Origin of the sequence: Paenibacillus sp. PSB04 (genome assembly GCF_025809195.1) — a bacterium.
In the GTDB taxonomy this organism is placed as follows: domain Bacteria; phylum Bacillota; class Bacilli; order Paenibacillales; family Paenibacillaceae; genus Paenibacillus_AQ; species Paenibacillus_AQ favisporus.
In genome coordinates, this window is sequence record NZ_CP081301.1 from 1,533,917 (window position 1) to 1,555,777 (window position 21,861).

The window sequence follows — 21,861 nt, forward strand, 5'->3', positions numbered from 1 at the left end:
GCGCTGAAAGAGCGCGGAACGTACGGACCCGTAAGGACAAAAAAGGAGTGAAAAGTGTGAGAACACCTATCATCGCCGGCAACTGGAAAATGTTCAAAACCGTTCCGGAAGCCAAAACGTTTATCGAAGAAGTCAAAGGCAAAGCTGAAGTTGAAGGCGTGGAGAGCGTCATTTGCGCTCCATTCACGAACCTTCCCGCTTTGGTGGAAGCTGTGAAAGGCACATCGATCAAAATCGGTGCCCAAAACCTGCATTTTGAAGATAACGGTGCGTTCACCGGGGAAATCAGCGGCGTGATGCTGAAAGACCTTGGCGTAGACTACGTCATTATCGGGCACTCTGAGCGCCGGCAATATTTTGCCGAAACCGACGAGACCGTGAACAAAAAGGTTCAAGCGGCATTCCGTCATGACCTGACTCCAATCGTGTGCGTCGGCGAGAAGCTGGAAGAGCGAGAAGCCGGCCAAACGAAAGACGTCTGCAAAGTGCAGACGGAAGCAGCGTTCCAAGGCTTGTCCGCAGAACAGGCGGCTCAAGTCGTTATCGCTTACGAGCCAATCTGGGCAATCGGAACCGGCAAGTCCTCGACTGCGCAGGACGCTAACGAAGTGATCTCTTATATCCGCAGCCTGGTTGAAGGCCTGTATGGCAAAGAGGTAGCGGATCAGGTCCGTATCCAATACGGCGGCAGCGTGAAGCCGGAAAACGTTAAAGAATACATGGGCCAAAGCGACATCGACGGCGCGCTTGTTGGCGGTGCCAGCCTGCAGCCGGCTTCGTTCATCCAGCTCGTTGAGGGGGCGAAGTAAGATGACCGCACCTAGACCCGTAGCACTGATCATCATGGACGGATTCGGGCTGCGCAGCACGGACGAAGGCAACGCAGTGGCGCAGGCCAAGAAACCGAACTACGACCGATTGATGGCGAAGTATCCGAACACGACGCTGACCGCTTCCGGCGAAGCGGTAGGCCTGCCGGAAGGGCAAATGGGCAACTCCGAAGTCGGCCATTTGAACATCGGCGCAGGCCGCATCGTGTACCAGGATTTGACCCGGATTTCGAAATCGATTCGCGAAGGGGAGTTTTTCAACAATCCGACGCTGGTCGAAGCGGTACAAGCTGCAAAGAATAACAACAAGAAGCTCCATCTGTACGGCCTCTTGTCCGACGGCGGGGTACATAGCCATATCGAGCATATGTTTGCTATGCTGGACCTTGCGAAAAAAGAAGGACTGGATGAGGTTTACATCCATGCCTTCTTGGACGGACGCGATGTGGCTCCGGATTCCGGCAAGAAGTTCATCCAGGATCTGCAAGCCAAGATCAAGGAAGTTGGCATCGGCAAAATCGCCACGGTACAAGGCCGTTACTATGCGATGGACCGCGATAAGCGCTGGGAACGCGTAGAGAAGTCCTACCGTGCTATCGTATACGGGGATGGACCGAAATACACTGATCCGCTGGTTGCCGTAACGGAATCCTACAACAAGTCGGTATTCGACGAGTTTGTGGAGCCGACCGTCATCGTTGACGCGCAGGGCAATCCGGTATCGCTGGTGGAAAGCGGAGACTCCGTTGTCTTTCTGAACTTCCGCCCGGACCGTGCGATCCAGCTGTCCCAGGTGTTCACGAACAAGGACTTCCGCGGATTCGACCGCGGGCCGAAGTTCCCGGAAAACCTCCATTTCGTCTGCCTGACGCTGTTCAGCGAAACGGTGGAAGGCTACGTAGCCTACGAGCCGAAGAACCTGGACAACACGCTGGGCGAAGTGCTGGTGCAGAATAACAAGAAGCAGCTGCGCATTGCCGAAACGGAAAAATATCCGCACGTTACCTTCTTCTTCAGCGGCGGACGCGACGTCGAGCTGCCTGGAGAAACGCGCATTCTGATCAATTCGCCGAAGGTCGCCACTTATGACCTGAAGCCGGAAATGAGCGCTTATGAAGTGGCGGACGCCTGCGTGAAGGAAATCGAAGCCGAGAAGCATGATGCGATCATTCTGAACTTTGCCAACCCGGATATGGTCGGACACTCCGGTATGCTGGAACCGACGATCAAAGCGGTTGAAGTCACCGACGAGTGCATGGGCAAAGTAGTGGACGCCGTTATTGCCAAAGGCGGGGTAGCGATTATTATCGCTGACCACGGAAACGCCGACATGGTATTTGACGAAGCAGGACGCCCATTCACTGCTCATACGACGAACCCGGTGCCGTTTATTTTGACCGATGAGAACGTAACGCTGCGCGAAGGCGGCATTCTGGCCGACGTGGCGCCGACGATTCTTGATCTGATGCAGCTTCCGAAGCCTGCCGAAATGACCGGCGAATCGATGATCGCAACCCGTAAATAAGCGGAAAATTCGATTCCGGTGATCCGATACGTTATAATGGCTGTAGAAGCTGACAAGCAATATAGAATGAACTCAAGAAGTTCGTGTTGCAGGGCTTGGATAAGGCCGTTACAACAGGGTTCTCCATTCGAGACTTGAGTTCAATCTATATCATGTGGTCTGAATAACCAATTACGAATGTGGAAAAGGAGATTAGCACAAAATGACTATTATTTCTGATGTGTACGCACGCGAAGTCCTCGACTCCCGCGGTAACCCTACGGTTGAAGTTGAAGTATATCTGGAATCCGGCGGCCATGGCCGCGCCATCGTACCATCCGGCGCATCCACAGGCGCTCACGAAGCTGTAGAGCTTCGCGACGGCGACAAAGACCGTTACCTCGGTAAAGGCGTTCTGAACGCGGTGAAGAACGTGAACGAAATCATCGCTCCTGAAGTGATCGGCATGGACGCGCTCGACCAGCTCGGCATCGACAAGCTGATGATCAAACTGGACGGAACACCTAACAAAGGCAAGCTGGGTGCTAACGCCATCCTGGCTGTATCCATGGCCGTAGCCCGCGCGGCTGCTGACGCTCTGGACCTTCCGCTCTACGTATACCTCGGCGGATTCAATGCTAAACAACTGCCTGTACCAATGATGAACATCGTCAACGGCGGCGCTCATGCCGACAACAACGTGGACGTTCAAGAATTTATGGTACTGCCGGTTGGCGCTCCTACGTTCAAGGAAGCTCTCCGTACAGGTGCAGAAATCTTCCACAGCCTGAAATCCGTTCTGAAGGGCAAAGGCCTGAACACAGCGGTAGGCGACGAAGGCGGCTTTGCTCCGAACTTCACGTCCAACGAAGACGCATTGTCCTCCATTATGGAAGCTATCGAAAAAGCTGGCTACAAGCCAGGCGTTGACGTATTCCTCGGTATGGACGTCGCTTCCACTGAATTCTACAAAGATGGCAAGTACCATCTTGAAGGCGAAGGCAAATCCTACACATCCAGTGAATTCGTTGAGCTGCTCGCTTCCTGGGTCGACAAATACCCGATCATCACGATCGAAGACGGCTGCTCCGAAGACGACTGGGAAGGTTGGAAACTCCTTACCGCGAAACTCGGCGACAAGATCCAGCTCGTTGGCGACGACTTGTTCGTAACGAACACCGAGCGTCTTGAGAAAGGTATCGAAGAAGGCATCGGCAACTCCATCCTGATCAAAGTAAACCAAATCGGTACGCTGACAGAAACGTTTGATGCGATCGAAATGGCGAAACGCGCAGGATACACAGCAGTTGTCTCCCACCGTTCCGGTGAGTCCGAAGACAGCACGATCGCTGACATCGCCGTGGCAACGAATGCCGGCCAAATCAAAACCGGTGCTCCGTCGCGTACGGACCGTATCGCGAAGTACAACCAATTGCTCCGCATCGAGGACGAATTGGGCGAACTGGCGCAGTACAACGGCCTGAAGTCGTTCTACAACCTGAAAAAATAAGGCTGCACAGCCTTAAGCAAAGAGTGTTCCGGGTAACTCCGGGGCGCTCTTTTTTATTTAAAAATTCAGTGGCGTTGAACGATTCAATCATCGCAAGGAAAACTTCCGCTAAACTCGGTCTGTCTTTTTTAAAGTTGCGTCTTATGGCGTTTTTTATTTCAAGATGGAACTGCCCAGCAAAGTGATCAAAGATCGGTGACTCGGATTTTAAACGGTCATGCGTCTGGGGGGCCACCCTGAACTTGTGATTGATGCCATAAACAGCGGTGCAGTGCGGGTTTAGCTTGTGTTCGCAAATAGGCTATGGTACAATAAGAATGCTGTTTGTGCACGCTGGGCTGCAGTCTAAGTCCGGCCATAACGGAATTGAAATTTTGACATTCATATATTGAGATGTTAAGCCATTGGGAGGTGGAACAAATGGAAATCTTGTTGAAGGTGCTGCTCGTGATTTTCTCCATCGCGTTGATCGCGATTGTTCTTTTGCAAAAAGGGAAAAGCGCGGGTCTTTCCGGGGCCATCTCCGGTGGCGCGGAACATCTATTCGGTAAAACGAAAGCACGCGGCATGGATCTCGTGCTGCAGCGCGTGACGGTTGTCGTCGCGGCATGCTTTTTTATCCTGGCCATTGTGGTGGCCGTCGTCGTCAAGTAAAGAATAGCAGCACACCAAAACCTCCGCTCTTTTTCGATTGGAAGATGAGCGGAGGTTTTTTAGGTTGATTAAGGCTTACGGGCAGGGATGCAACCGATTAAATTCGTGTATACTAGGGTATGTGTATATTACTGGACAAATACAACAAACGAACGATTACATAGTCACTTGCGGAAGGCATTCCTGCAAGTCACCTGAGGTGATGAAACGATGATTACGGAACAGATGATACTTGATTTGATGCAGGATCCCGAATATAAACCGATGACGTATCAGGAACTGGAACAGCATTTCGCGATTGACGATGCGCTGGATTTCAAGGATTTTCTGAAAACGCTGAACGCGATGGAGGAGGCAGGGACCATCGTGCGGACCCGGTCGGAGCGGTACGGCGTGCCGGAACGGCTGGACCTCCTGAAGGGCCGTCTGCAGGCCCATGCGAAGGGCTTTGCATTCCTGATCCCGGAAGACCGGGAGCATCCGGATGTATATATTGGAGCCAATGATATGAAGAGCGCCATGAACGGGGATACCGTTCTGGTGCGGGTTACGGCCAAGAGCCCGGCAGGCGGCAAGCTGGAAGGGGAAGTGGTGCGGATCGTCAACCGGGCCATTACCCAGATCGTCGGGGTCTTCCAAGGGCATGAAGCGTACGGCTTTGTGCTGCCTGACGATAAACGGATCAACCGGGATATTTTTATTCCGAAGGATGCCTTTAACGGGGCGGTCGACGGCGAGAAGGTCGTCGTCAAAATCGTCAATTATCCGGAGGGCCGATCCGCCGCGGAAGGCGAAGTGGTCGAGATTCTCGGGCATAAGGATGATCCGGGTGTCGATATCCTGTCCATTATCCGCAAGCATCAGCTGCCGGAAGCTTTTCCGGAAGAGGTGATGGCAGAGGCGGAGCAGGCACCGGATTCGATCACCGAGGAGGAAATCGTCCAGCAGGGACGGCGCGACCTTCGCGGCAAAACGATCGTCACGATTGACGGAGAGGATGCAAAAGACCTCGACGACGCGGTGAACGTCGAACGCCTGCCGAACGGCAACTTTCTTCTCGGCGTTCATATCGCCGACGTCAGCTACTATGTCCGCGAAAACTCGGAGCTCGATAAAGAGGCGTACAACCGCGGATGCAGCGTCTATTTGGTAGACAGGGTCATCCCGATGCTGCCGCACCGCCTGTCCAACGGCATTTGCTCGCTGAATCCGCAGGTGGACCGCCTTACGATGTCCTGCGAAATGGAATTCGACGAGCATATGAAGCTCGTGAGGCATGACATTTTTACGAGCGTGATCAAGACGAAGGAACGGATGACGTACAACAACGTCCGGAAGATCCTGAACGACGAGGATCCGGAAGTGACGGAGCGGTACAGCTATCTGGTCGACACCTTCAAGCTGATGAAGGAGCTGGCGCTGCGCCTGCGGGCGAGACGGATGAACCGCGGTGCGGTGGACTTCGACTTCGTGGAGTCCAAGGTGATCGTCGATGAGAACGGCAAGCCGGTCGATATCGTGAAGCGCGAGCGCTCGATCGCCGAGCAGATCATCGAGGAGTTCATGCTGGCGGCCAACGAAACAGTGGCCGAGCATTTCTACTGGATGAAGGTGCCTTTTCTGTACCGGATTCACGAAAATCCGGATCCGGAGAAGCTCCAGACGTTCATGGCGTTTGCGGCCAACTTCGGTCACCATGTGAAGGGCCGGGGCAACTCCGTGCATCCACGGGCGCTCCAGAGCCTGCTGGAGGACATCCAGGGCACGAAGGAGCAGAAGGTCATCAGCACGGTGATGCTGCGCTCGATGAAGCAGGCGAAATACGATGCGGAAATGTCCGGACACTTTGGACTGGCCGCCGAATACTATTCGCACTTTACGTCTCCGATCCGCCGCTATCCGGACCTGGTCATTCACCGGGTGATCCGGGAAGTGCTGGAGAACAAGGGCGTCCTGCCGGAGAACCGGCTGGAGTACCTGGCTTCCCGGATGGCGGACATCGCCCAGCAGTCCTCCGAGCGTGAGCGTGTGGCGGTGGATGCGGAGCGCGACACGGACCAGCTGAAGAAGGCCGAATACATGCTCGACAAGGTCGGCGAGGAATTCGAAGGCATCATCAGCAGCGTGACGAGCTTCGGCATGTTCATCGAGCTCGAGAACACGGTCGAGGGCCTGATCCGGCTGAGCGCGCTGACGGACGATTACTATCATTTCGATGAGGCCTCCATGGCCCTCATCGGGGAGCGCACGTCACGCGTGTTCCGGATCGGCGACGAAGTGAAGATCCGCGTCGAGCGCGTGAACATGGACGATCACACCATCGACTTCGAGATGGTGGACATGAAGCCGCGCAGCGAAGGCCGGCGCGGCGGAAGCTTTGGCGGCCGTGGTGGCGGCCGCGTGGGCAGAGGCGCCGCCATCCGTGAAGGCGGCGAGAATGGCCGCGGCGGGCGCGGTGCGGCCCGTGGCGGCGGCAAGGGCGCGCGGCCAGGCAAGAGCGCCCGCGAGGGCGGTGCCGGCGCAGCGCAGCAGGGCGCCGCGCGGGAAGGCGGCCGCAGCGGCGAAGCCAAGCGGCCGGTGAGCTTCGGCTTCGGCTCCGGCAAGGGCGGCTACGGCGCCCCGGCGCCTGGCGGAAGCCAAAGCGGCAGTAAGCCGTCCAGCGGCCGCAAGAAGAAAACGTCGCGCAGCGGTATTTTTGTCGGGGACGGGGCGGCAGCCGCCCGCGAAGACAATGCCGGCAGCGGCGAAAGCGTCGTCCGCAAGCGCAAGAAGAAGGGTGCGGCCAAGAATGGCACAGCCGCCTTCGTGCGCAAGAAGAAAAAGTAGAAGGGTTCCTGGGCAGTCTCTCTTAAATCAGGCTTCGCCTGAAACGGGCGCCACACCGTGCGCCTTTTCGCCGAAATCTTGATTTTGCCCAGCCCAGTTGATACAATGGATTTCTGGTATACCGGCCGGGTTTGCGGCCTCTAGACGCTCTCTTTAGGGCGCTTGAGCTGCTTCCCCTTGTGCTGTATACTGGAAGTCCATTGCTGTTATAGCAAGTGTGGGAGGAGTGATAGCATGGGTGGTAAGAAGAGTGACGGGAAGGTCCTGGCCCAGAACAAAAAAGCTTCCCATGATTACTTCATCGAGGATACGTACGAAGCCGGTATGGTGCTGACCGGGACCGAGATCAAGTCGATCCGGAACGGACGGGCCAATATCGGGGATGCGTTTGCAACGATCCGCAATGGGGAAATTCATATTCATAACATGCATATCAGCCCGTTTGAGCAGGGCAACCGTTATAATCCGACGGATCCGACACGGACCCGCAAACTGCTGATGCACAAGGAACAGATCCACAAGCTGCTGGGACAGACCAAGCAGGAAGGTTATACGATCGTTCCGCTTAAGGTGTATATCCGCAACGGCTATGCGAAGCTGCTGCTCGGCCTTGGCCGCGGTAAGAAGCAGTATGACAAGCGGGAATCGGCCGCCAAACGCGACGCGCAGCGCGACATTCAGCGGGCACTCCGCGAGAAGCAGAAGATCGCGCGTTAATTTGGGGTTATGTGAAGTTACAGGCAAGTTTCACCTGCGTTTCCTTCAACCTCTGTGTCATTTTGGCCGGAATGTGTGATATACTATGTATGTAAGAGGTTATGGCTTGACCGGCCTTTTACGTGACAAATGCTTCTGATCATCCTTTCTTCATGGAGGGGAAGGATGCTGGATAGATTGCTTCTTATGCTTCAACGGTTCTAATCTAATCCAATAGAAGCCCTTTTTAATAAGGGGGCGTTCTTGGATTCGACGGGGATAGTTCGAGCATGAGTAGCGGGTAGTGGGGACGCGTCCACTTCATCAACGCTAAAGCCAATAATAACTGGCAAACAACAAACTTCTTACGCTGTAGCAGCTTAATAACCTGCACACGTGCTCTCGCTCTGCATCGCCCATGTGCCGGGATGAGGGCTCAACTTTAGTGGGATACGCTGTCTAGTCTCCGCCTGGGGCTAGCTGAAGAAGACAAACAGGCTGACCCTATCGGGATCCGGTGACGGGGAGCCTGGTAGGGTGACATCAAAACTGTCACTACACCCGTAGAAGCTTATGTGGCGTTATCTTCGGACAGGGGTTCGACTCCCCTCGCCTCCATACGAAATATCAGCGACGGACACCGTTTTGGTGTCCGTTTTTGCTTGCACTCTGGGCGAAATGGTGTCTCAGCGTAAAAATAGAGCAAATATCTGTAATATATTAGGAGGATTCCATGCCTCGTCCCACTGTAAGGCCATGGCATCGTCTTTAGTTTTCTATTCAATCTTGCTCCTTAAACTCAGTGGATCAACATAAATTAATCCTTTTGTTTGAGCAGCTCTAATTTTTGAATCCAGCATTTCAAAAAAGGATATGTTTCCGGAGAATACTACAGAGAGGTCCCCACCATCAATCAGGATTGTTTTAATTGATTTCCCAGCAATTAAGGCCTTTACAGCATCCCGAGAATAGCCGTTTACTGAAATGAATAATCCTCGACCATACATTTTTCCTTCGACCTTATATGCAAAATGATATAGAGCATCGCTCGCAGTTAAACTATCATGCCACTTTGCTTCAACTAAGTAATTCTCCCCATCAAATTTCAATGACCCATCTAACTGTTCCCCGTTTATCTTAAAAGGCTCTGAAAAAGGCAAATTTGAGAAATCAGATAGCTTCTTTATAAGAGTTTCTAGCTGGTAACCCCTACTTTGATTTGAAGAACACCCTCGGTATAAATTAATAAATTCTACCTCCAAATCGACTAATGAGATTTTAGGAGCTACCGCGGCTCTCCTTTCATCAGCTAGCTTCTTTAATTCTTTAGTTTTTGCATCACGTATCTCTTGAACTTGTTTCAAGTGATTTATGCAACGTTTCGCCTCTGCCTCATCTAAACGGTTTAGCTGTTTAAAATAATATGGATCAAAATGACCCCAGTTAATAATGGAAGCTAGCATTGCTCTAAATTGCCCAATTCCTTTATCGTCACGTGCATTTAATTGGCCGAAAACTTCATCAATAATGGCAGCTCGATTCTTATTTTCTAGTCCCTGGCTTAAGACAGTTTTTAAGTCACGATTCGTACAACCATTATTTTTAAAAAAATCGATGATCTGCTCTTTTGGCCAAAAAATAGCCAATATACAGGTCCGCATCGCATCAGTAATATCTTTAGGAAAGGTCTGCATTGTTATCACTCTTTTTCAGCAAATTCATTACATTCTCTTCCAATATTATCACAGAGACATGCCTGGTTGAAGTAGGATTATTGTGATGAAATGCACCTGTGAAGTATAGGTCCTTAGAACCGATTTAAATGGATGTACTAGTTGGAATTGGCAGGAAAAAAGAGGGAATATGTCGAATTATTGAGATGTCCTGGAGTACGTTTAATATTAATTAATAAAAGGGGTGTACTGCAATGTGGGCGGATAATGAAACTTCGCAAGACTTGCTGGGTTTTAAAGTACATGCTGACTTAATAAGATCAGTTGTTACCAATCCCAAGCTACTACCTGTTACATTAGGGGTTTTTGGGGATTGGGGTAGTGGAAAAACAAGTATTATGAAAATGTTAGAGCACGATTTAGATTCAGAAAATTATCCTCCGAATTCACCCGAAAAAGAGAAATATGAAAAAATCGCAGTTTTATATTTCAATGGTTGGCTTTTTGAAGGATATGACGATGCGAAATCTGCGCTGCTAAGCTCAATATTATTACAGCTTGGGGAACACAAGAGGTTCGGACCTAAAGTTAAAGAAAAAGTCGCTGGGCTATTAAAGTCTGTTAATTGGATGCGTGTAGCAAAATTCGGTGTAAAAGAGATCGGTATACCTACTCTGGCAGCATATATAACGGGCGGTGCAAGTATTGTACCGAGCTTAGTGGGCTCTGGCAAAAAAATATTGGGTTCAATACTGCCTAAAAAAGATGAAGAAGAGGAAGGGGGTGAAGGTGAATCAAAATCTGAAATCAATTGGGAGGAAATGATTAAGGAAGATAAGAGCGAAGCAAGTGCCATGGATGTGCGAACATTTCGTCAGGACTTTGAAAAGCTGCTTAAAGATACAAATATTGAATCCTTAGTCGTACTAATCGATGATTTAGACAGGTGTTCAAACGAACGCATAATAGAAAATTTAGAAGCGATTAAGCTGTTTTTAAATGTTGAGAGAACTGCATTTATAATAGGAGCTGATCCTCGGATAGTGCGTCATGCAATTGAGGTTAGGTATGCTCAAATGAAATTCAAGGATGAGCGAGACCCTGCTGAGGCATCAGAGAGGCTTGTAACCGATTACTTAGAGAAGTTGATACAAATTCCATATAGATTGCCTAAGCTGTCACCGGCAGAGGTGGAAAGCTATATGGCACTGTTGTTCTGTGCTAGGGACATTGAAGATGATATCTTACTTGGAAAGGTTCACAAGGCTTGCGAAGATCAAAGGTGTGCAAATCGTTATTCCGTATTCGGTTACGCTGCTGTGAAAGAAGCATTTGGAGAGGCTGAACTTCCAACAGCGCTAAGTGAGAGTTTAATTTTCAGTTCAAGCATTGCCCCACTTATTACTGAAGGACTTAAGGGAAATCCAAGGCAAGTTAAGCGATTTTTAAATGCCTATTTTCTGAGAAAGGAATTGGCAAAAGTTGCAGGATTGCAAAATATCCGGGATGACGTTCTGGTAAAATTGATGGTTCTTGAATATGGACACTCTAAGCAATTTATGGATTTATTCGAATGGCAGGCTAAACAAGAAGGAAGGTCTAGCGAATTAAAGCAGCTTGAAGCGGTTTTGGCACCACCTGATGGTAATGTCGATAACGAAGAAGAGGCCAAAAAAATTGATTCACAATGGTCTTCTTCTTTTATGCGCCGCTGGATCGCAATGGAACCGCTATTGAGTGAAATAGATTTAAGGGATTATTTCTGGGTAGCTAGAGATAAGTTGAGTTCAACTTTATCCGGGGTATCTATGATTCCGCCACTTGTAAGGACGATACTTGACGATATTCTTTCTTCTAACGCAGGAAAGATGAGGCCTGCGGTTGAGTCCGCATTAAAGTTAAACGCAGATGACCGTATTTTATTGTTAAATCTGATTGAAAAGCATATTCAGCGTAATCCAGATCAAAAAGTTGGTTATGACGCATTGAGGGGGCTTATTGAAAAGGATGTTGTAGAAAGTATTGAAAGTCTTACTCGCACATTATTTAATGTTCCTGCTGGTGCTATTCCACCGGCGGTTGGTAATGATTTGACCGCCTTAAATAGAAGTAAACCTATGCTGAAAGAGTATTTTGAACCTGTTATGAATCACTTGAGATCGACCGAAACACGAATTGGTCGAGCTTTAAGACCTATTGAAGGAAAGAGGTAATCTTAAATGGGTACATCTAAAGGTTATGATGCCCCTTCAACCCCTCAGTGGGGAGATTTGAAGGGGAAAGTCTCGAGGTTGGCTAAAGAAGGCCGTCCAGGTTTAGATAACTCCAAGCAATTAGTAGGACAGTTTATTCGTGCTCATGGCGGCTCGCAAGGTGTGACAAGAAACGGTGGCATGGGTGCTAAAAGCGCACAGGCCGTCGCGAGAAATTTGGGTTCTTTTCTTTCATTAGTTAACCGTGTTGGTCTCGACGAAGCACTGAAACAAACAGGACTAGAGCATTTAAAAGGTAAGACCACATCTGATATTATACTTTCACTTATTGACTATTTCGGAGAAGATGCAAGTACGATTGATCAAGTGGATGCTAGAAATGCCCTTTCCCAACTTATGGATGAGTTGTTCAGTGAGTCTGAGGGGATTGATGGTATTGGTCAGATATTAGAGGCATCTGCTCAACCTGACAACCTTACCGAGATGTTGGAAAGATTTTTTGGGTACTATGTGTATCAACAATTTTGTCGATCCTTTTACGAAAGATTGGCTTCTAAAGTTGGTAATGCTCAAGCTGATGCCTTTCTCAATGATATATTGGATTATATTAATTCCGAAATAACAGTCTTAGCCCTTGATAGAGATATTACACAGGTCGACTGGAATGGGCATGAAGGCGAGGCAATTTGTGTTCAAGTGTTAGAAAAAACACTAGATGTATTCGGAGGTTAGCTATGATAAATGTAATGGTAAGCGCGGCGGAGAAAACTAGACTCGAACTGGCGAAAGTATGCATTCATAATACCGATACTGAAGAAACCTGTAATCTCGATTTTGATTTGAAGACAGTATACCAAAGATGTGGAATCCCAAATTCCACCGTTTTGGACTTCTTGTTTATGGCCTCTGTGTTTTATGCTACAGACAAATTTGTTAGAAGAAAAACAACAGAGGATAAATGGACCCGTGATATTAAGCTTAGAATTCCTGTATATGAGCTGACGAAGTGGAAAATGACAAAGGAGAATCTGGAGAAGTGCATGTCATTTTTGACCGGAGACGTTTGGGATATTGAGTTTTATCTTAATACCTCTCCTTTACATAGACCAACTGAAAGAAGACGTCCGCCAAGGCGAGTCTTGCCACACGTGCAAGCAGACATGGTTTGCTTATTCTCAGGTGGATTAGATTCATTAGTTGGTGCTATTGATTGGTTGGAGAGCAACCCAGAGAAAAATATTTTGTTAGTAGGGCATTATGATGGTCAAGTAAGTGGACCAAAGACGGATCAGAGCAATCTTTTAAATCATTTAGTGCCACAGTACTCTAATAGGATAGATTCATTACAAATTAGGGCCGGCCAGCATCCGTCAGGTAAGGAGACAACTTTCAGAAGTCGTTCCATATTGTTTCTTGCAATCGGTATCTATGCAGCCGCGAGTATTGGTGAGGATATTCCATTGATGATACCGGAGAATGGAACAATCGCTTTAAACATACCACTTACACCATCTCGAAGAGGAACTTGCAGCACCAGAACTGCTCATCCGAATTATTTACGAATGCTGGGTAATGTTCTTCAAAGCGTCGGGATATCTAATCCAATATTAAATCCATTAGGTGAGAAAACAAAAGGAGAGGCAATTAGCCAATGCAAAAACCAACAAATACTACGAAATGCGATTCCTGATTCAGTCTCATGTGGAAAAAGCGGTCACAAGTCCAGCTGGATTAGAAGAGATGCAAAAGGTTGTGGGAGATGCGTTCCATGTATTTTTAGAAGAGCATCATTGCATGTAATCAATGCTGATTCTGAAAATTATGGGGTAGATATTTGTAGTGATGAAATCGATTTGACTGGCAACAAAACTTCTACTTATGATTTTAGGGCTGTGTTGGCGTTTCTTGGGCATAACTATAATGTTGAGGAAATAAAAAGGTTATTGCTTTCAAGTGGCGTGGCTTTCGAAGAAATTGATAAATATTCGAGCCTTGTAGTTCGAGCGATGGCAGAGGTAAAGGAACTTATTAATGACAAAGGAACAAGGGATATCAAACGATTAATCGGTCTTGCTTAAGGATGTGAAATAAAATGATTGATGCTCATTGCCACATAGATTTGTACAAAAATCCCTATGTGGTAGCGATTGAAAATGAAAAAAAAGGTATCTCAACAATCGCGGTTACAAATTTACCGAGTCACTATGAATTGGGGTATTCCCATTTAAAGGATTTTAAATATATTCGATTGGCTCTAGGCTTACACCCACTCTATGCAAATATACATACGCCTACTGAAATGAAACGATTCATTGATCTTGCGAAACAGACATCATACATCGGCGAGATAGGACTAGACTTTTCACGAGAAGGCATTGCTACTAAAACAAAGCAAATCCAAAGTTTCCGTCACGTGTTGGCTCATATCAGTGATCGCCCTCGATTTATTACGCTGCATTCAAGAAGGGCAGAACCTACTGTTCTGGAAATGTTAGAAGAGTTTTCAGTAAAGGGAGCCGTTTTTCATTGGTATAGCGGTTCATTGTCCTTTCTTAAAGAAATTGTTGCAGCAGGTCATTACTTCTCAGTTAATCCCGCAATGCTCCAATCGTCAAACGGATGTAAAATCATCGCAAAGATTCCTCGAAACCGAGTATTAACGGAAACAGATGGGCCTTTTGTCAAAATTGAAAACAAGATTGTTACGTCCCAAGATATATCGCTTGTTCAGAAATACTTGAGCTCGCTTTGGAGTTGCTCATATGAAGATGTTGAACGACAAATAAAAGAGAACTTTAACCAGACTTTGCTTCCGATCAAACAGTGCAGTAATGGGGGTTGATGCACTGTAAATAATGGAAGGGAAACAAAAAATGAGGTGTTTGAGGTGCTTCCGTGCAGATCACCAGAGGTTAGAGAGAAGTTGGTTCAGGAATATGATATAAAACCCATTGCTCATGTTCGTTTGTTAAACGGGCAAGAACGTAGAAGTTGTACTAAAGACTTACTTACTGACAGCTATTATTGCTTTTCTTATCGAGCGAAAAATGGTAATGTTACCGGAACTTTTTTATGCGGTACTTATGCAGCAAATCATTTTCTTGAATTGATTCATCATCCTAAATTAACACTTTTTGACCCATTAGCATCTGAAACCCCTGGAACGGGAACAAGCAGCGCAAATGGAAATACAGTTCTCGATGAAACATGGCATCCGGCTGCAAAGCAACTGTTTAATGCAATTAACTTGCTAATCATATGTTGGGGAATTGCTCCTGGAAGTGCATTGCAAGAAATCAAGAACGACCTTGAGAAATATAAAAGTCGCGAACCACTCCCCAGACAAATTAAAGCGATCAATACGATTATTTCAAGGGATAGGGGAGGCCGAACGCTTCAACAAATGCTTGATGAGTTGCGGAATAAAAATAACAAGATTCGAAAGTTTCGCTTTGATTTATTAAATGAGGCTTTAATCAAGAATAAAATTGAAAAATCTTTTTTTGGGGAAGCACTGTGAACAAATTGGTCGTGGTGTTTGATTGATTGTACTGGTTACGCTGGCTCAACGACTAAAAAGTCAGGTTCATTGAAATAGGTATAGACTGGCATAAATATAAAACCAGAGGCAGCCTTGACCAGTAAATAAAGGTCTAGACTGCCGTTTTTTTTCTAATCGATATACTTACATTCCGGTAGGAAAATTCTTAGTGAGTGCTATTTCATTAAACGAGCCGTTTATCTTTTGAACGCCTCTTCAAGACGTCCTTCAAGCCAACGGATCAGTACCGACAATATCAATTAGAAAAACTCTTGGGAAATTCTCATGTAGCCTTTAAACAAGAATTAATGAATCCATTATCATGAGCAGAATAAAAATTTGTGGAAAAGAAGGTGTGAGGCACTTTCGGCAATCGATTGGTTTAATAAAAAACTTCCGGCAAGAATCTGCTTTAATATAGTTTATTATAACTACGAAAACACTGTCCGATCAGCAGTCTTTTAAGCAAATATTTGGTTTAAACTCCGGCAAACTTTTGGTTTAAACGATACATTCCTCTATTTATTACGATGGCTACGCAATGTCTCTTGATCGATTATCTTTCTCCACTAGGGGCAATGATTTGGAAGTAAAAGCAAAAAATACTTGTTATTCAACTCCAGTTGTGTTATAGTTAATTTATTGGAATTTCGACCTGAGATCACATATTGTAGAGGGTTAGATTTTGATGATGTAACCTTGTACAATATGTGATTTTTTTTGGAAACTCGAAGATCATGTAAAAAATAGAATTATGGAGGTAATGAACTATGCAACAAGGAACAGTAAAATGGTTTAATGCAGACAAAGGTTTTGGTTTTATCGAGGTTGAAGGCGGAGACGACGTATTTGTACACTTCAGTGCAATCGTGAGCGACGGCTTCAAATCGTTGGATGAAGGTCAAAAAGTTGAATTTAATGTAGTACAAGGCAACCGTGGCCCACAGGCCGAGAATGTTGTAAAACTGTAAGTTTGTAATTAGAAAGGTCCCGCACATCGTGTCGGGGCCTTTTTTACTTAGGACTCCAGGGGAGAAAGAGGGATGCTGCTTGTACTATTCACGGAAAAGACTGATGATCGATCTTCCTGAGGAAATGACAACGATATGGTCGTGCACCAATGAAAAGTGCAACGGATGGATGAGGGATAACTTTGTTTTTCTGATCCAACCGATTTGTGGCCAATGCAATTCCTTCATGGAGAAAAGTGAGAAGATGCTGCCTATTTTAGCCAATACAAGCCCAAATCAGACAAAGCATTAAATAAAGCGGGACCCGCAATTCATCACGTTGGTCACCATCTATACGCGGAAAAAAGATGGCGCTATGTTCCGACAGGGGCTCGGCTCCCCCTCGTCGATCACGTAAATGAAATCCACAACCTCATGGGGTTGTGGATTTTGCATTTCAGACGAGCCTATTTCAAATCAAACCCTTTGCTCTTCACATACTCCGTATACCCGCCCAGCGGCAAATCCCGATCCAGCTTTGAGATGAATTTCCCCGACCAGCTGGCCTTCTGCTTGTTGTTGGTTCGAGCGCCATAATATTCTCCTATTTCCCGGTCATACGCTTCGACCTGTGCTTTAAGAGCACGATCATACTGGTTTTCAAAAAATACGGCGGACCGTGGCAAGCGCGGCTTTTGTTCTGGGAATTCATCGGGGACGCCTACCGCAAGACCGACCAAAGGAATGACAAAGTCCGGAAGGTCCAGCCATTCGTCCAGCTCAGGCAGAGCACTGTTAATCCCGCCGATAATAACGGCCCCGAGACCCATTGATTGAGCGGCCAAGTTGGCGTTTTGCAGAGCAAGCGCGGCACTTAGCACACTGGTTTGGTAAAAATAGGAGTAGTTCAGATTGCGGCTCATTTTGTCCTGGTAGTCCGGGCCGGCAGCCAGCATCATGCGGTGAAAATCGGCGCAAAAGATAAAAAAGTACCCGCATTCATCAATCCATGGATTTTCCGAATGCAACGCGATTTTCTTGCGCAATTCCCGATCCGTGACGCCGATGATCGAGAACGGCTGCATGTGCGCCGAGGATGGCGCCATTTGTGCCGCGTCGACGATAGCTTCGATTTGCTCGCCGGTTAACGGCGTTTTTGTAAACTTGCGGATGGAGCGATGCTGGTGGATCAATTGAATGACCTCATTCATAAAAATTCCCTCCGAATCAATGTAATGTGATTTCTGCAGAAGCTGCATGAAGACCACGTTCCAATTAAATGGTTTCCATGGAAACCACAATAACAAGGAAATGATACTTTGTCAAATGGTTTCTGTGGAAACCATGATATAATGAAAAGAAAAAAGGTAGGCTTGCCTTATGCCTGATATGAATGATGATTTGCTTCAGCTCAAAAACCGCATCGAAAAATCCATATACCAGATCCTCGTCAGCGAAGCCGAAGATGACAGCGACCGGCTCTGGCTCATGGAGCGCATTTCCGACGACCGGCTGAAAAAGCTGCTGCCCCGTCTATCCGTCTCAAGCCTGCACGTTCTGGACGTCATCTATGCGCATGACAGCATTAAAGGGATCGATATCGCCCGCGAGATGGGTTTAACAAAAGGCGCCGTCTCCAAAATCACCCGCAAATTGCTGGAGCAGGACCTGATACGAAAAAACCAGCTGCCGGACAACCTGAAAGAAATTTATTACTCTGTGACACCGCTTGGCGCCGAACTGGCTGAGCTGCACCGGGTTTTTCACAAGGAGAAGGATCATAAAGCGATGGAACTGTTGGCTAGTTTCGACGAGGCATCGCTGGAAATCGTGGCAGACTTTCTGGAGAAGCTGGCCCGTCTGCGGTAGATTGAGCCCTACAGATCTATCGGTAAGAAATTGGTAAGAAATCGGTAAGAAAATTGGAAATCGCCGTCAGTGACGGCGATTTTGGACATATTTTTTGAAATGGGTTGGGACTCCCCTCAAACGTACGCCTTGAGAACGAACACCTTTTTTCAATCCACGTTCTCCTATGGGATCCACCTTAGTTTGGACCAAAAGCCTCGCTCCGATAATGTTTCGGCGAGGCCCCCTTCACCTTTTTGAACATTTTGGAGAAGAGCAGCGGGTCGGTATAGCCGACCGAGCGGGCGATATCGCCGATTGAAAGTTCTGTGTTTCCCAGCATTTTAGCCGCCATATCCATTCTGTAGCGGATCAGGTAATCCTGAATGCTTATGTTCATTTGCTGTTTGAATAACGAGCATAAATAGCTTCGATTAAGCCCAATCAAATGCGCGATGTCCTCGATAGTTATTTTTTGAGAAAAGTTCATTTCGATAAAATCGATCACTTGCTCCACGTAAACCTCAGCCCGGCTGTCCCTTTGAACGGTAGGCTCTTCCGGACCGGATTCCACTAGCAGAGATAACATCAAATACAGCAGCCCCGTTAGTCTGGTTTCCCGGGCTTTATGGCTTTGTCTTGACTGGGCCATCAACTGCAAATACTGATGGATCATATCATCTCGATCATAATGCAGAATTGGAGATGAAGGGGTTAGCCCTGCTTGCATAAGGAGGGGTTCAGCCAGCGTGCCGTTAAAACCAACCCAGCCGTATGACCAAGGGTTAACTTCGTCGGCTTGATAATAGGTAACGATATGGGGACAAATCAGAAACCCCTGTCCTTTGCGAAGGTGGTGCCTCACTCCCCCTACCTCAAAAATCCCCTCCCCTTTGAATATATAATGGAGCAAATAGTGAGTCCTTACGGCGGGCCCAAAATAATGACCGGATATACAATCCTCCATGCCAAATTGCGTCAGATGCAGCTCGATGTGCTGTTTGCTTCGCGGCAGATACTCTAACACAAGCAAATCCCATCCCCTTAAAAATAGAATAGCTATATAGAATGAACTCAAGAAATGATTGTTATTGGCCTTTATTAAATTTGTTTAACATATCTAGCATAATAACATAACTAGTGAGCACCATGCCATGTACGACCTACCGTATAATCATATATGATTTTTGTATATAAGCCTGTATTTCTGGAATCGTAGATCAATCCTAAAACCATGTTTCAAAGATAGGTTGAATACAAAGGTGCCGGAGCATTGCCCCGGACGGCGGAGATGTAATGGTTCATAGATACGGATATGGCACAAGCCATTTTCTAGACCATGTTCTAGACCATGTTCTAGACCATGCTACGATGCATGAAGTACCGATGGGCAGGAAAGAAGGGATGTTTACCAATGAGCGTAATCGTTCAAGAGCAAGCAGGGTTGTTTCATCTACAGTCTTCCGGCATGAGCTATTTGATTCAGATCGAGGACGGTTATCCTGTACATGGATATTGGGGTGGGAGACTGAAGCATCGGGAAACGATGGGCGATCTCCTGATACACACTCCCGCGAGGGCCGGGCTTGACCGGCTGCCGCAGGAATACCCGCAGTACGGCAGCGGAGACTTCCGGAATCCGGCGTACCAGGCCGAACTGGAGGATGGGACGAGGATTACGGAGCTCAAGTACGACGGTTACCGGATCCTAAAGGGAAAGCCGCCATTAAGCGGACTTCCGGCCGTTTATACGGAGGACGAGTCCGAAGCAGAGACGCTCGAGCTGGTATTAAAAGATGCCTACTCGGGACTTAAGGTTGTCCTGCTTTATTCCATCTTCACGGCTCGCAATGTGATCATTCGGTCAGCTCGTTTGATCAACGAAGGGGACAAGAAGCTTCGGCTTCGCCGTGCCCTTAGTGCCAGCGTCGATTTCTCCGGTCATAGCGATTTGGAGATGGTGTACCTTTCCGGGGCGTGGGCCCGGGAAGGAAATATGAAGCGAAGACCGCTTGAACAAGGCGAAACCCGGATCGACAGCAAAAGGGGCATGAGCAGCCACCAGTTTAACCCTTTTGCGGCTCTGGTCACACCGGAAACGACGGAACGACATGGGGAAGCTTTTGGCTTTAGCCTGGTGTACAGCGGCGGATTTGAAGCAGGGGCGGAAGTAGATTCCTTCGGCTCCACAAGGTTTAGCATTGGCGTGAACTCTTTTGATTTCGCGTGGCAGCTGAATCCGGGGGAAAGTTTCCAAACGCCGGAAGCGGTCATGGTGTATTCCGCGCAAGGATTGGGAGAGATGTCGCGGACGTATCACCGCCTGTACCGGACCCGGCTGTGCCGGGGGAAATACCGGGACGAAGAACGGCCGATTCTGGTCAATAACTGGGAGGCCACTTATTTCGACTTCAATGCGGACAAGCTGGTTTCGATTGCGGAAGAGGGGGCCAAGCTGGGCATTGAGCTGTTTGTCTTGGATGACGGCTGGTTTGGCAAACGGGATGCGGACAATTCGTCGCTGGGGGATTGGTACGAGGACCGCCGGAAGCTGCCGGACGGACTGGCGGATGTCGCGGAGCGCATCAACCGGCTGGGCCTGAAATTCGGGCTGTGGTTCGAGCCCGAGATGATATCGCCGGACAGTGAGCTGTACCGGAAGCATCCGGACTGGTGCCTTCACGTCCCGGGGCGTAGACGCAGCGAAGCAAGGTGGCAGCTGGTGCTGGACTACACGCGCCAGGAAGTGCGAGATTACATCTATGACTCGCTCTCTGCGATTTTCTCCACCGTGCCGGTTGCTTACGTGAAATGGGACATGAACCGCGCTTTGACGGAAATCGGATCAGCCGCCCTGCCGCCGGAGCGCCAAGCTGAGACTGCTCACCGCTATGTTCTTGGGTTGTACGAGCTGCTTGAGCGCATCACCACTGATTTTCCGCATATTTTGTTCGAGAGTTGCTCCAGCGGCGGTGGACGCTTTGATCCCGGCATGCTGTATTACATGCCCCAAACCTGGACCAGCGATAATACCGATGCGGTGGAACGGCTGAAGATTCAGTACGGGACCAGCCTCGTCTACCCCGTAAGCGCCATCGGAGCGCATGTGTCGGCGGTTCCGAACCATCAGGTCGGACGGATCACACCGCTTGATTTTCGCGGCAATGTCGCCATGTCGGGAAATTTCGGGTATGAGCTGGATCTCACCAAATTTACCGATGACGAAAAGGAGACGGTCAAACGCCAAGTCGCCACCTACAAGCAGATTCGCGGCTTGGTGCAGCAAGGCGACTTGTACCGTCTGAAAAGTCCGTTCGAAGGGAACGAGTCGGCGTGGATGTTTGTTTCGGAAGATCAAGAGGATGCCTTGGTCTACGCTTTTCAAGTGATGGCCGTGCCGAACGCACCCCAGCGGACCTTGCGCCTGGACGGACTTGACCCAGAACTGGAATACGAAGTGGAGCCCGGAACCGGCGGGGAGATTTCGATCTTTGGGGGAGACCGGCTGATGCAGCTCGGTTTGCCCCTTGCCTACGAGCATAAAGATTATCAAAGCCGATGGTTTAGACTGCGGGCCCTCAAGCCCGGCAAGGCGTAACCATTGATCTGAGCCCGA

At 48.3% G+C, this 21,861-nt stretch carries 18 protein-coding genes and 1 other RNA gene; 16 read left to right on the forward strand and 3 right to left on the reverse strand.

The window, feature by feature from the left end:
* Window positions 1-56: 56 nt before the first annotated feature.
* From tpiA to ssrA, 7 genes are all read left to right on the forward strand, one after another.
* Complete coding sequence (gene tpiA / locus K2F33_RS07465; RefSeq protein WP_076173155.1) at window positions 57-809, forward strand: triose-phosphate isomerase; 753 nt, start codon at window positions 57-59, stop codon at window positions 807-809.
* A 1-nt stretch (window position 810) separates the two neighbouring features.
* Window positions 811-2,355, forward strand: coding sequence for a 2,3-bisphosphoglycerate-independent phosphoglycerate mutase (gpmI, locus tag K2F33_RS07470; protein ID WP_263881333.1), 1,545 nt, complete (start codon window positions 811-813; stop codon window positions 2,353-2,355).
* 202 nt (window positions 2,356-2,557) lie between these two features.
* Window positions 2,558-3,844 (forward strand): phosphopyruvate hydratase, encoded by a 1,287-nt coding sequence (gene eno, locus K2F33_RS07475; protein WP_076173153.1) that lies wholly within the window; start codon window positions 2,558-2,560, stop codon window positions 3,842-3,844.
* 420 nt (window positions 3,845-4,264) lie between these two features.
* The gene (gene secG / locus K2F33_RS07480; protein WP_076173152.1) at window positions 4,265-4,498 is read left to right on the forward strand and encodes a preprotein translocase subunit SecG; all 234 of its coding nucleotides are present in this window, start codon (window positions 4,265-4,267) and stop codon (window positions 4,496-4,498) included.
* A 210-nt stretch (window positions 4,499-4,708) separates the two neighbouring features.
* On the forward strand, window positions 4,709-7,324 hold the full coding sequence (rnr, locus tag K2F33_RS07485; protein ID WP_076173151.1) for a ribonuclease R: 2,616 nt from the start codon (window positions 4,709-4,711) through the stop codon (window positions 7,322-7,324).
* Between the two features lie 234 nt (window positions 7,325-7,558).
* A complete protein-coding gene (gene smpB, locus K2F33_RS07490; protein WP_076173150.1) occupies window positions 7,559-8,041 on the forward strand; it encodes an SsrA-binding protein SmpB in 483 nt (160 codons plus the stop codon).
* 233 nt (window positions 8,042-8,274) lie between these two features.
* Window positions 8,275-8,641: a transfer-messenger RNA gene (gene ssrA, locus K2F33_RS07495) on the forward strand.
* Window positions 8,642-8,796: 155 nt separating this feature from the next.
* Here ssrA and K2F33_RS07500 read toward each other — a convergent pair.
* Entirely contained in the window at window positions 8,797-9,714 is a 918-nt protein-coding gene (locus K2F33_RS07500) for a restriction endonuclease (protein WP_212984833.1), read from the reverse strand.
* A 233-nt stretch (window positions 9,715-9,947) separates the two neighbouring features.
* Between K2F33_RS07500 and K2F33_RS07505 the strand changes: the two genes are divergently transcribed.
* The 7 genes from K2F33_RS07505 to K2F33_RS07535 all read left to right on the forward strand — a co-directional run bounded on the left by K2F33_RS07505 (window position 9,948) and on the right by K2F33_RS07535 (window position 16,710).
* A complete protein-coding gene (locus tag K2F33_RS07505; protein ID WP_212984834.1) occupies window positions 9,948-11,906 on the forward strand; it encodes a KAP family P-loop NTPase fold protein in 1,959 nt (652 codons plus the stop codon).
* 6 nt (window positions 11,907-11,912) lie between these two features.
* Window positions 11,913-12,638, forward strand: coding sequence for a hypothetical protein (locus K2F33_RS07510; RefSeq protein WP_212984835.1), 726 nt, complete (start codon window positions 11,913-11,915; stop codon window positions 12,636-12,638).
* A 2-nt stretch (window positions 12,639-12,640) separates the two neighbouring features.
* A complete protein-coding gene (gene qatC, locus K2F33_RS07515; RefSeq protein ID WP_212984836.1) occupies window positions 12,641-13,984 on the forward strand; it encodes a Qat anti-phage system QueC-like protein QatC in 1,344 nt (447 codons plus the stop codon).
* Window positions 13,985-13,998: 14 nt separating this feature from the next.
* The gene (gene qatD / locus K2F33_RS07520) at window positions 13,999-14,748 is read left to right on the forward strand and encodes a Qat anti-phage system TatD family nuclease QatD (protein ID WP_212984837.1); all 750 of its coding nucleotides are present in this window, start codon (window positions 13,999-14,001) and stop codon (window positions 14,746-14,748) included.
* Between the two features lie 36 nt (window positions 14,749-14,784).
* Window positions 14,785-15,426 (forward strand): hypothetical protein, encoded by a 642-nt coding sequence (locus tag K2F33_RS07525; RefSeq protein ID WP_212984838.1) that lies wholly within the window; start codon window positions 14,785-14,787, stop codon window positions 15,424-15,426.
* A gap of 791 nt (window positions 15,427-16,217) precedes the next feature.
* Window positions 16,218-16,418 (forward strand): cold-shock protein, encoded by a 201-nt coding sequence (locus K2F33_RS07530; RefSeq protein ID WP_076173149.1) that lies wholly within the window; start codon window positions 16,218-16,220, stop codon window positions 16,416-16,418.
* Between the two features lie 28 nt (window positions 16,419-16,446).
* Complete coding sequence (locus K2F33_RS07535; protein ID WP_373309600.1) at window positions 16,447-16,710, forward strand: cold-shock protein; 264 nt, start codon at window positions 16,447-16,449, stop codon at window positions 16,708-16,710.
* 154 nt (window positions 16,711-16,864) lie between these two features.
* Here the strand turns inward: K2F33_RS07535 and K2F33_RS07540 are convergent, their stop codons facing one another.
* A complete protein-coding gene (locus K2F33_RS07540) occupies window positions 16,865-17,608 on the reverse strand; it encodes an NADPH-dependent oxidoreductase (protein ID WP_212984839.1) in 744 nt (247 codons plus the stop codon).
* Window positions 17,609-17,777: 169 nt separating this feature from the next.
* Here K2F33_RS07540 and K2F33_RS07545 point away from each other — a divergent pair, with 169 nt between their 5' ends.
* Window positions 17,778-18,266 (forward strand): MarR family transcriptional regulator, encoded by a 489-nt coding sequence (locus tag K2F33_RS07545; RefSeq protein ID WP_212984840.1) that lies wholly within the window; start codon window positions 17,778-17,780, stop codon window positions 18,264-18,266.
* A 178-nt stretch (window positions 18,267-18,444) separates the two neighbouring features.
* Here K2F33_RS07545 and K2F33_RS07550 read toward each other — a convergent pair whose 3' ends face one another.
* A complete protein-coding gene (locus K2F33_RS07550; protein WP_263882303.1) occupies window positions 18,445-19,272 on the reverse strand; it encodes an AraC family transcriptional regulator in 828 nt (275 codons plus the stop codon).
* A gap of 387 nt (window positions 19,273-19,659) precedes the next feature.
* Here K2F33_RS07550 and K2F33_RS07555 point away from each other — a divergent pair, with 387 nt between their 5' ends.
* Window positions 19,660-21,843 (forward strand): alpha-galactosidase, encoded by a 2,184-nt coding sequence (locus K2F33_RS07555; protein ID WP_263881334.1) that lies wholly within the window; start codon window positions 19,660-19,662, stop codon window positions 21,841-21,843.
* Window positions 21,844-21,861 lie beyond the last annotated feature (18 nt).

Bases quoted from the DNA above. Each gene is read 5' to 3' on its own strand.
- qatC (WP_212984836.1), top strand. From the start codon at position 12,641: ATGATAAATGTAATGGTAAGCGCGGCGGAGAAAACTAGACTCGAACTG.
- K2F33_RS07555 (WP_263881334.1), top strand. From the start codon at position 19,660: ATGAGCGTAATCGTTCAAGAGCAAGCAGGGTTGTTTCATCTACAGTCT.
- K2F33_RS07530 (WP_076173149.1), top strand. From the start codon at position 16,218: ATGCAACAAGGAACAGTAAAATGGTTTAATGCAGACAAAGGTTTTGGT.
- qatD (WP_212984837.1), top strand. From the start codon at position 13,999: ATGATTGATGCTCATTGCCACATAGATTTGTACAAAAATCCCTATGTG.
- gpmI (WP_263881333.1), top strand. From the start codon at position 811: ATGACCGCACCTAGACCCGTAGCACTGATCATCATGGACGGATTCGGG.
- K2F33_RS07505 (WP_212984834.1), top strand. From the start codon at position 9,948: ATGTGGGCGGATAATGAAACTTCGCAAGACTTGCTGGGTTTTAAAGTA.
- secG (WP_076173152.1), top strand. From the start codon at position 4,265: ATGGAAATCTTGTTGAAGGTGCTGCTCGTGATTTTCTCCATCGCGTTG.
- smpB (WP_076173150.1), top strand. From the start codon at position 7,559: ATGGGTGGTAAGAAGAGTGACGGGAAGGTCCTGGCCCAGAACAAAAAA.
- rnr (WP_076173151.1), top strand. From the start codon at position 4,709: ATGATTACGGAACAGATGATACTTGATTTGATGCAGGATCCCGAATAT.
- K2F33_RS07510 (WP_212984835.1), top strand. From the start codon at position 11,913: ATGGGTACATCTAAAGGTTATGATGCCCCTTCAACCCCTCAGTGGGGA.
- K2F33_RS07500 (WP_212984833.1), bottom strand. From the start codon at position 9,714: ATGCAGACCTTTCCTAAAGATATTACTGATGCGATGCGGACCTGTATA.
- K2F33_RS07545 (WP_212984840.1), top strand. From the start codon at position 17,778: ATGCCTGATATGAATGATGATTTGCTTCAGCTCAAAAACCGCATCGAA.
- eno (WP_076173153.1), top strand. From the start codon at position 2,558: ATGACTATTATTTCTGATGTGTACGCACGCGAAGTCCTCGACTCCCGC.
- K2F33_RS07540 (WP_212984839.1), bottom strand. From the start codon at position 17,608: ATGAATGAGGTCATTCAATTGATCCACCAGCATCGCTCCATCCGCAAG.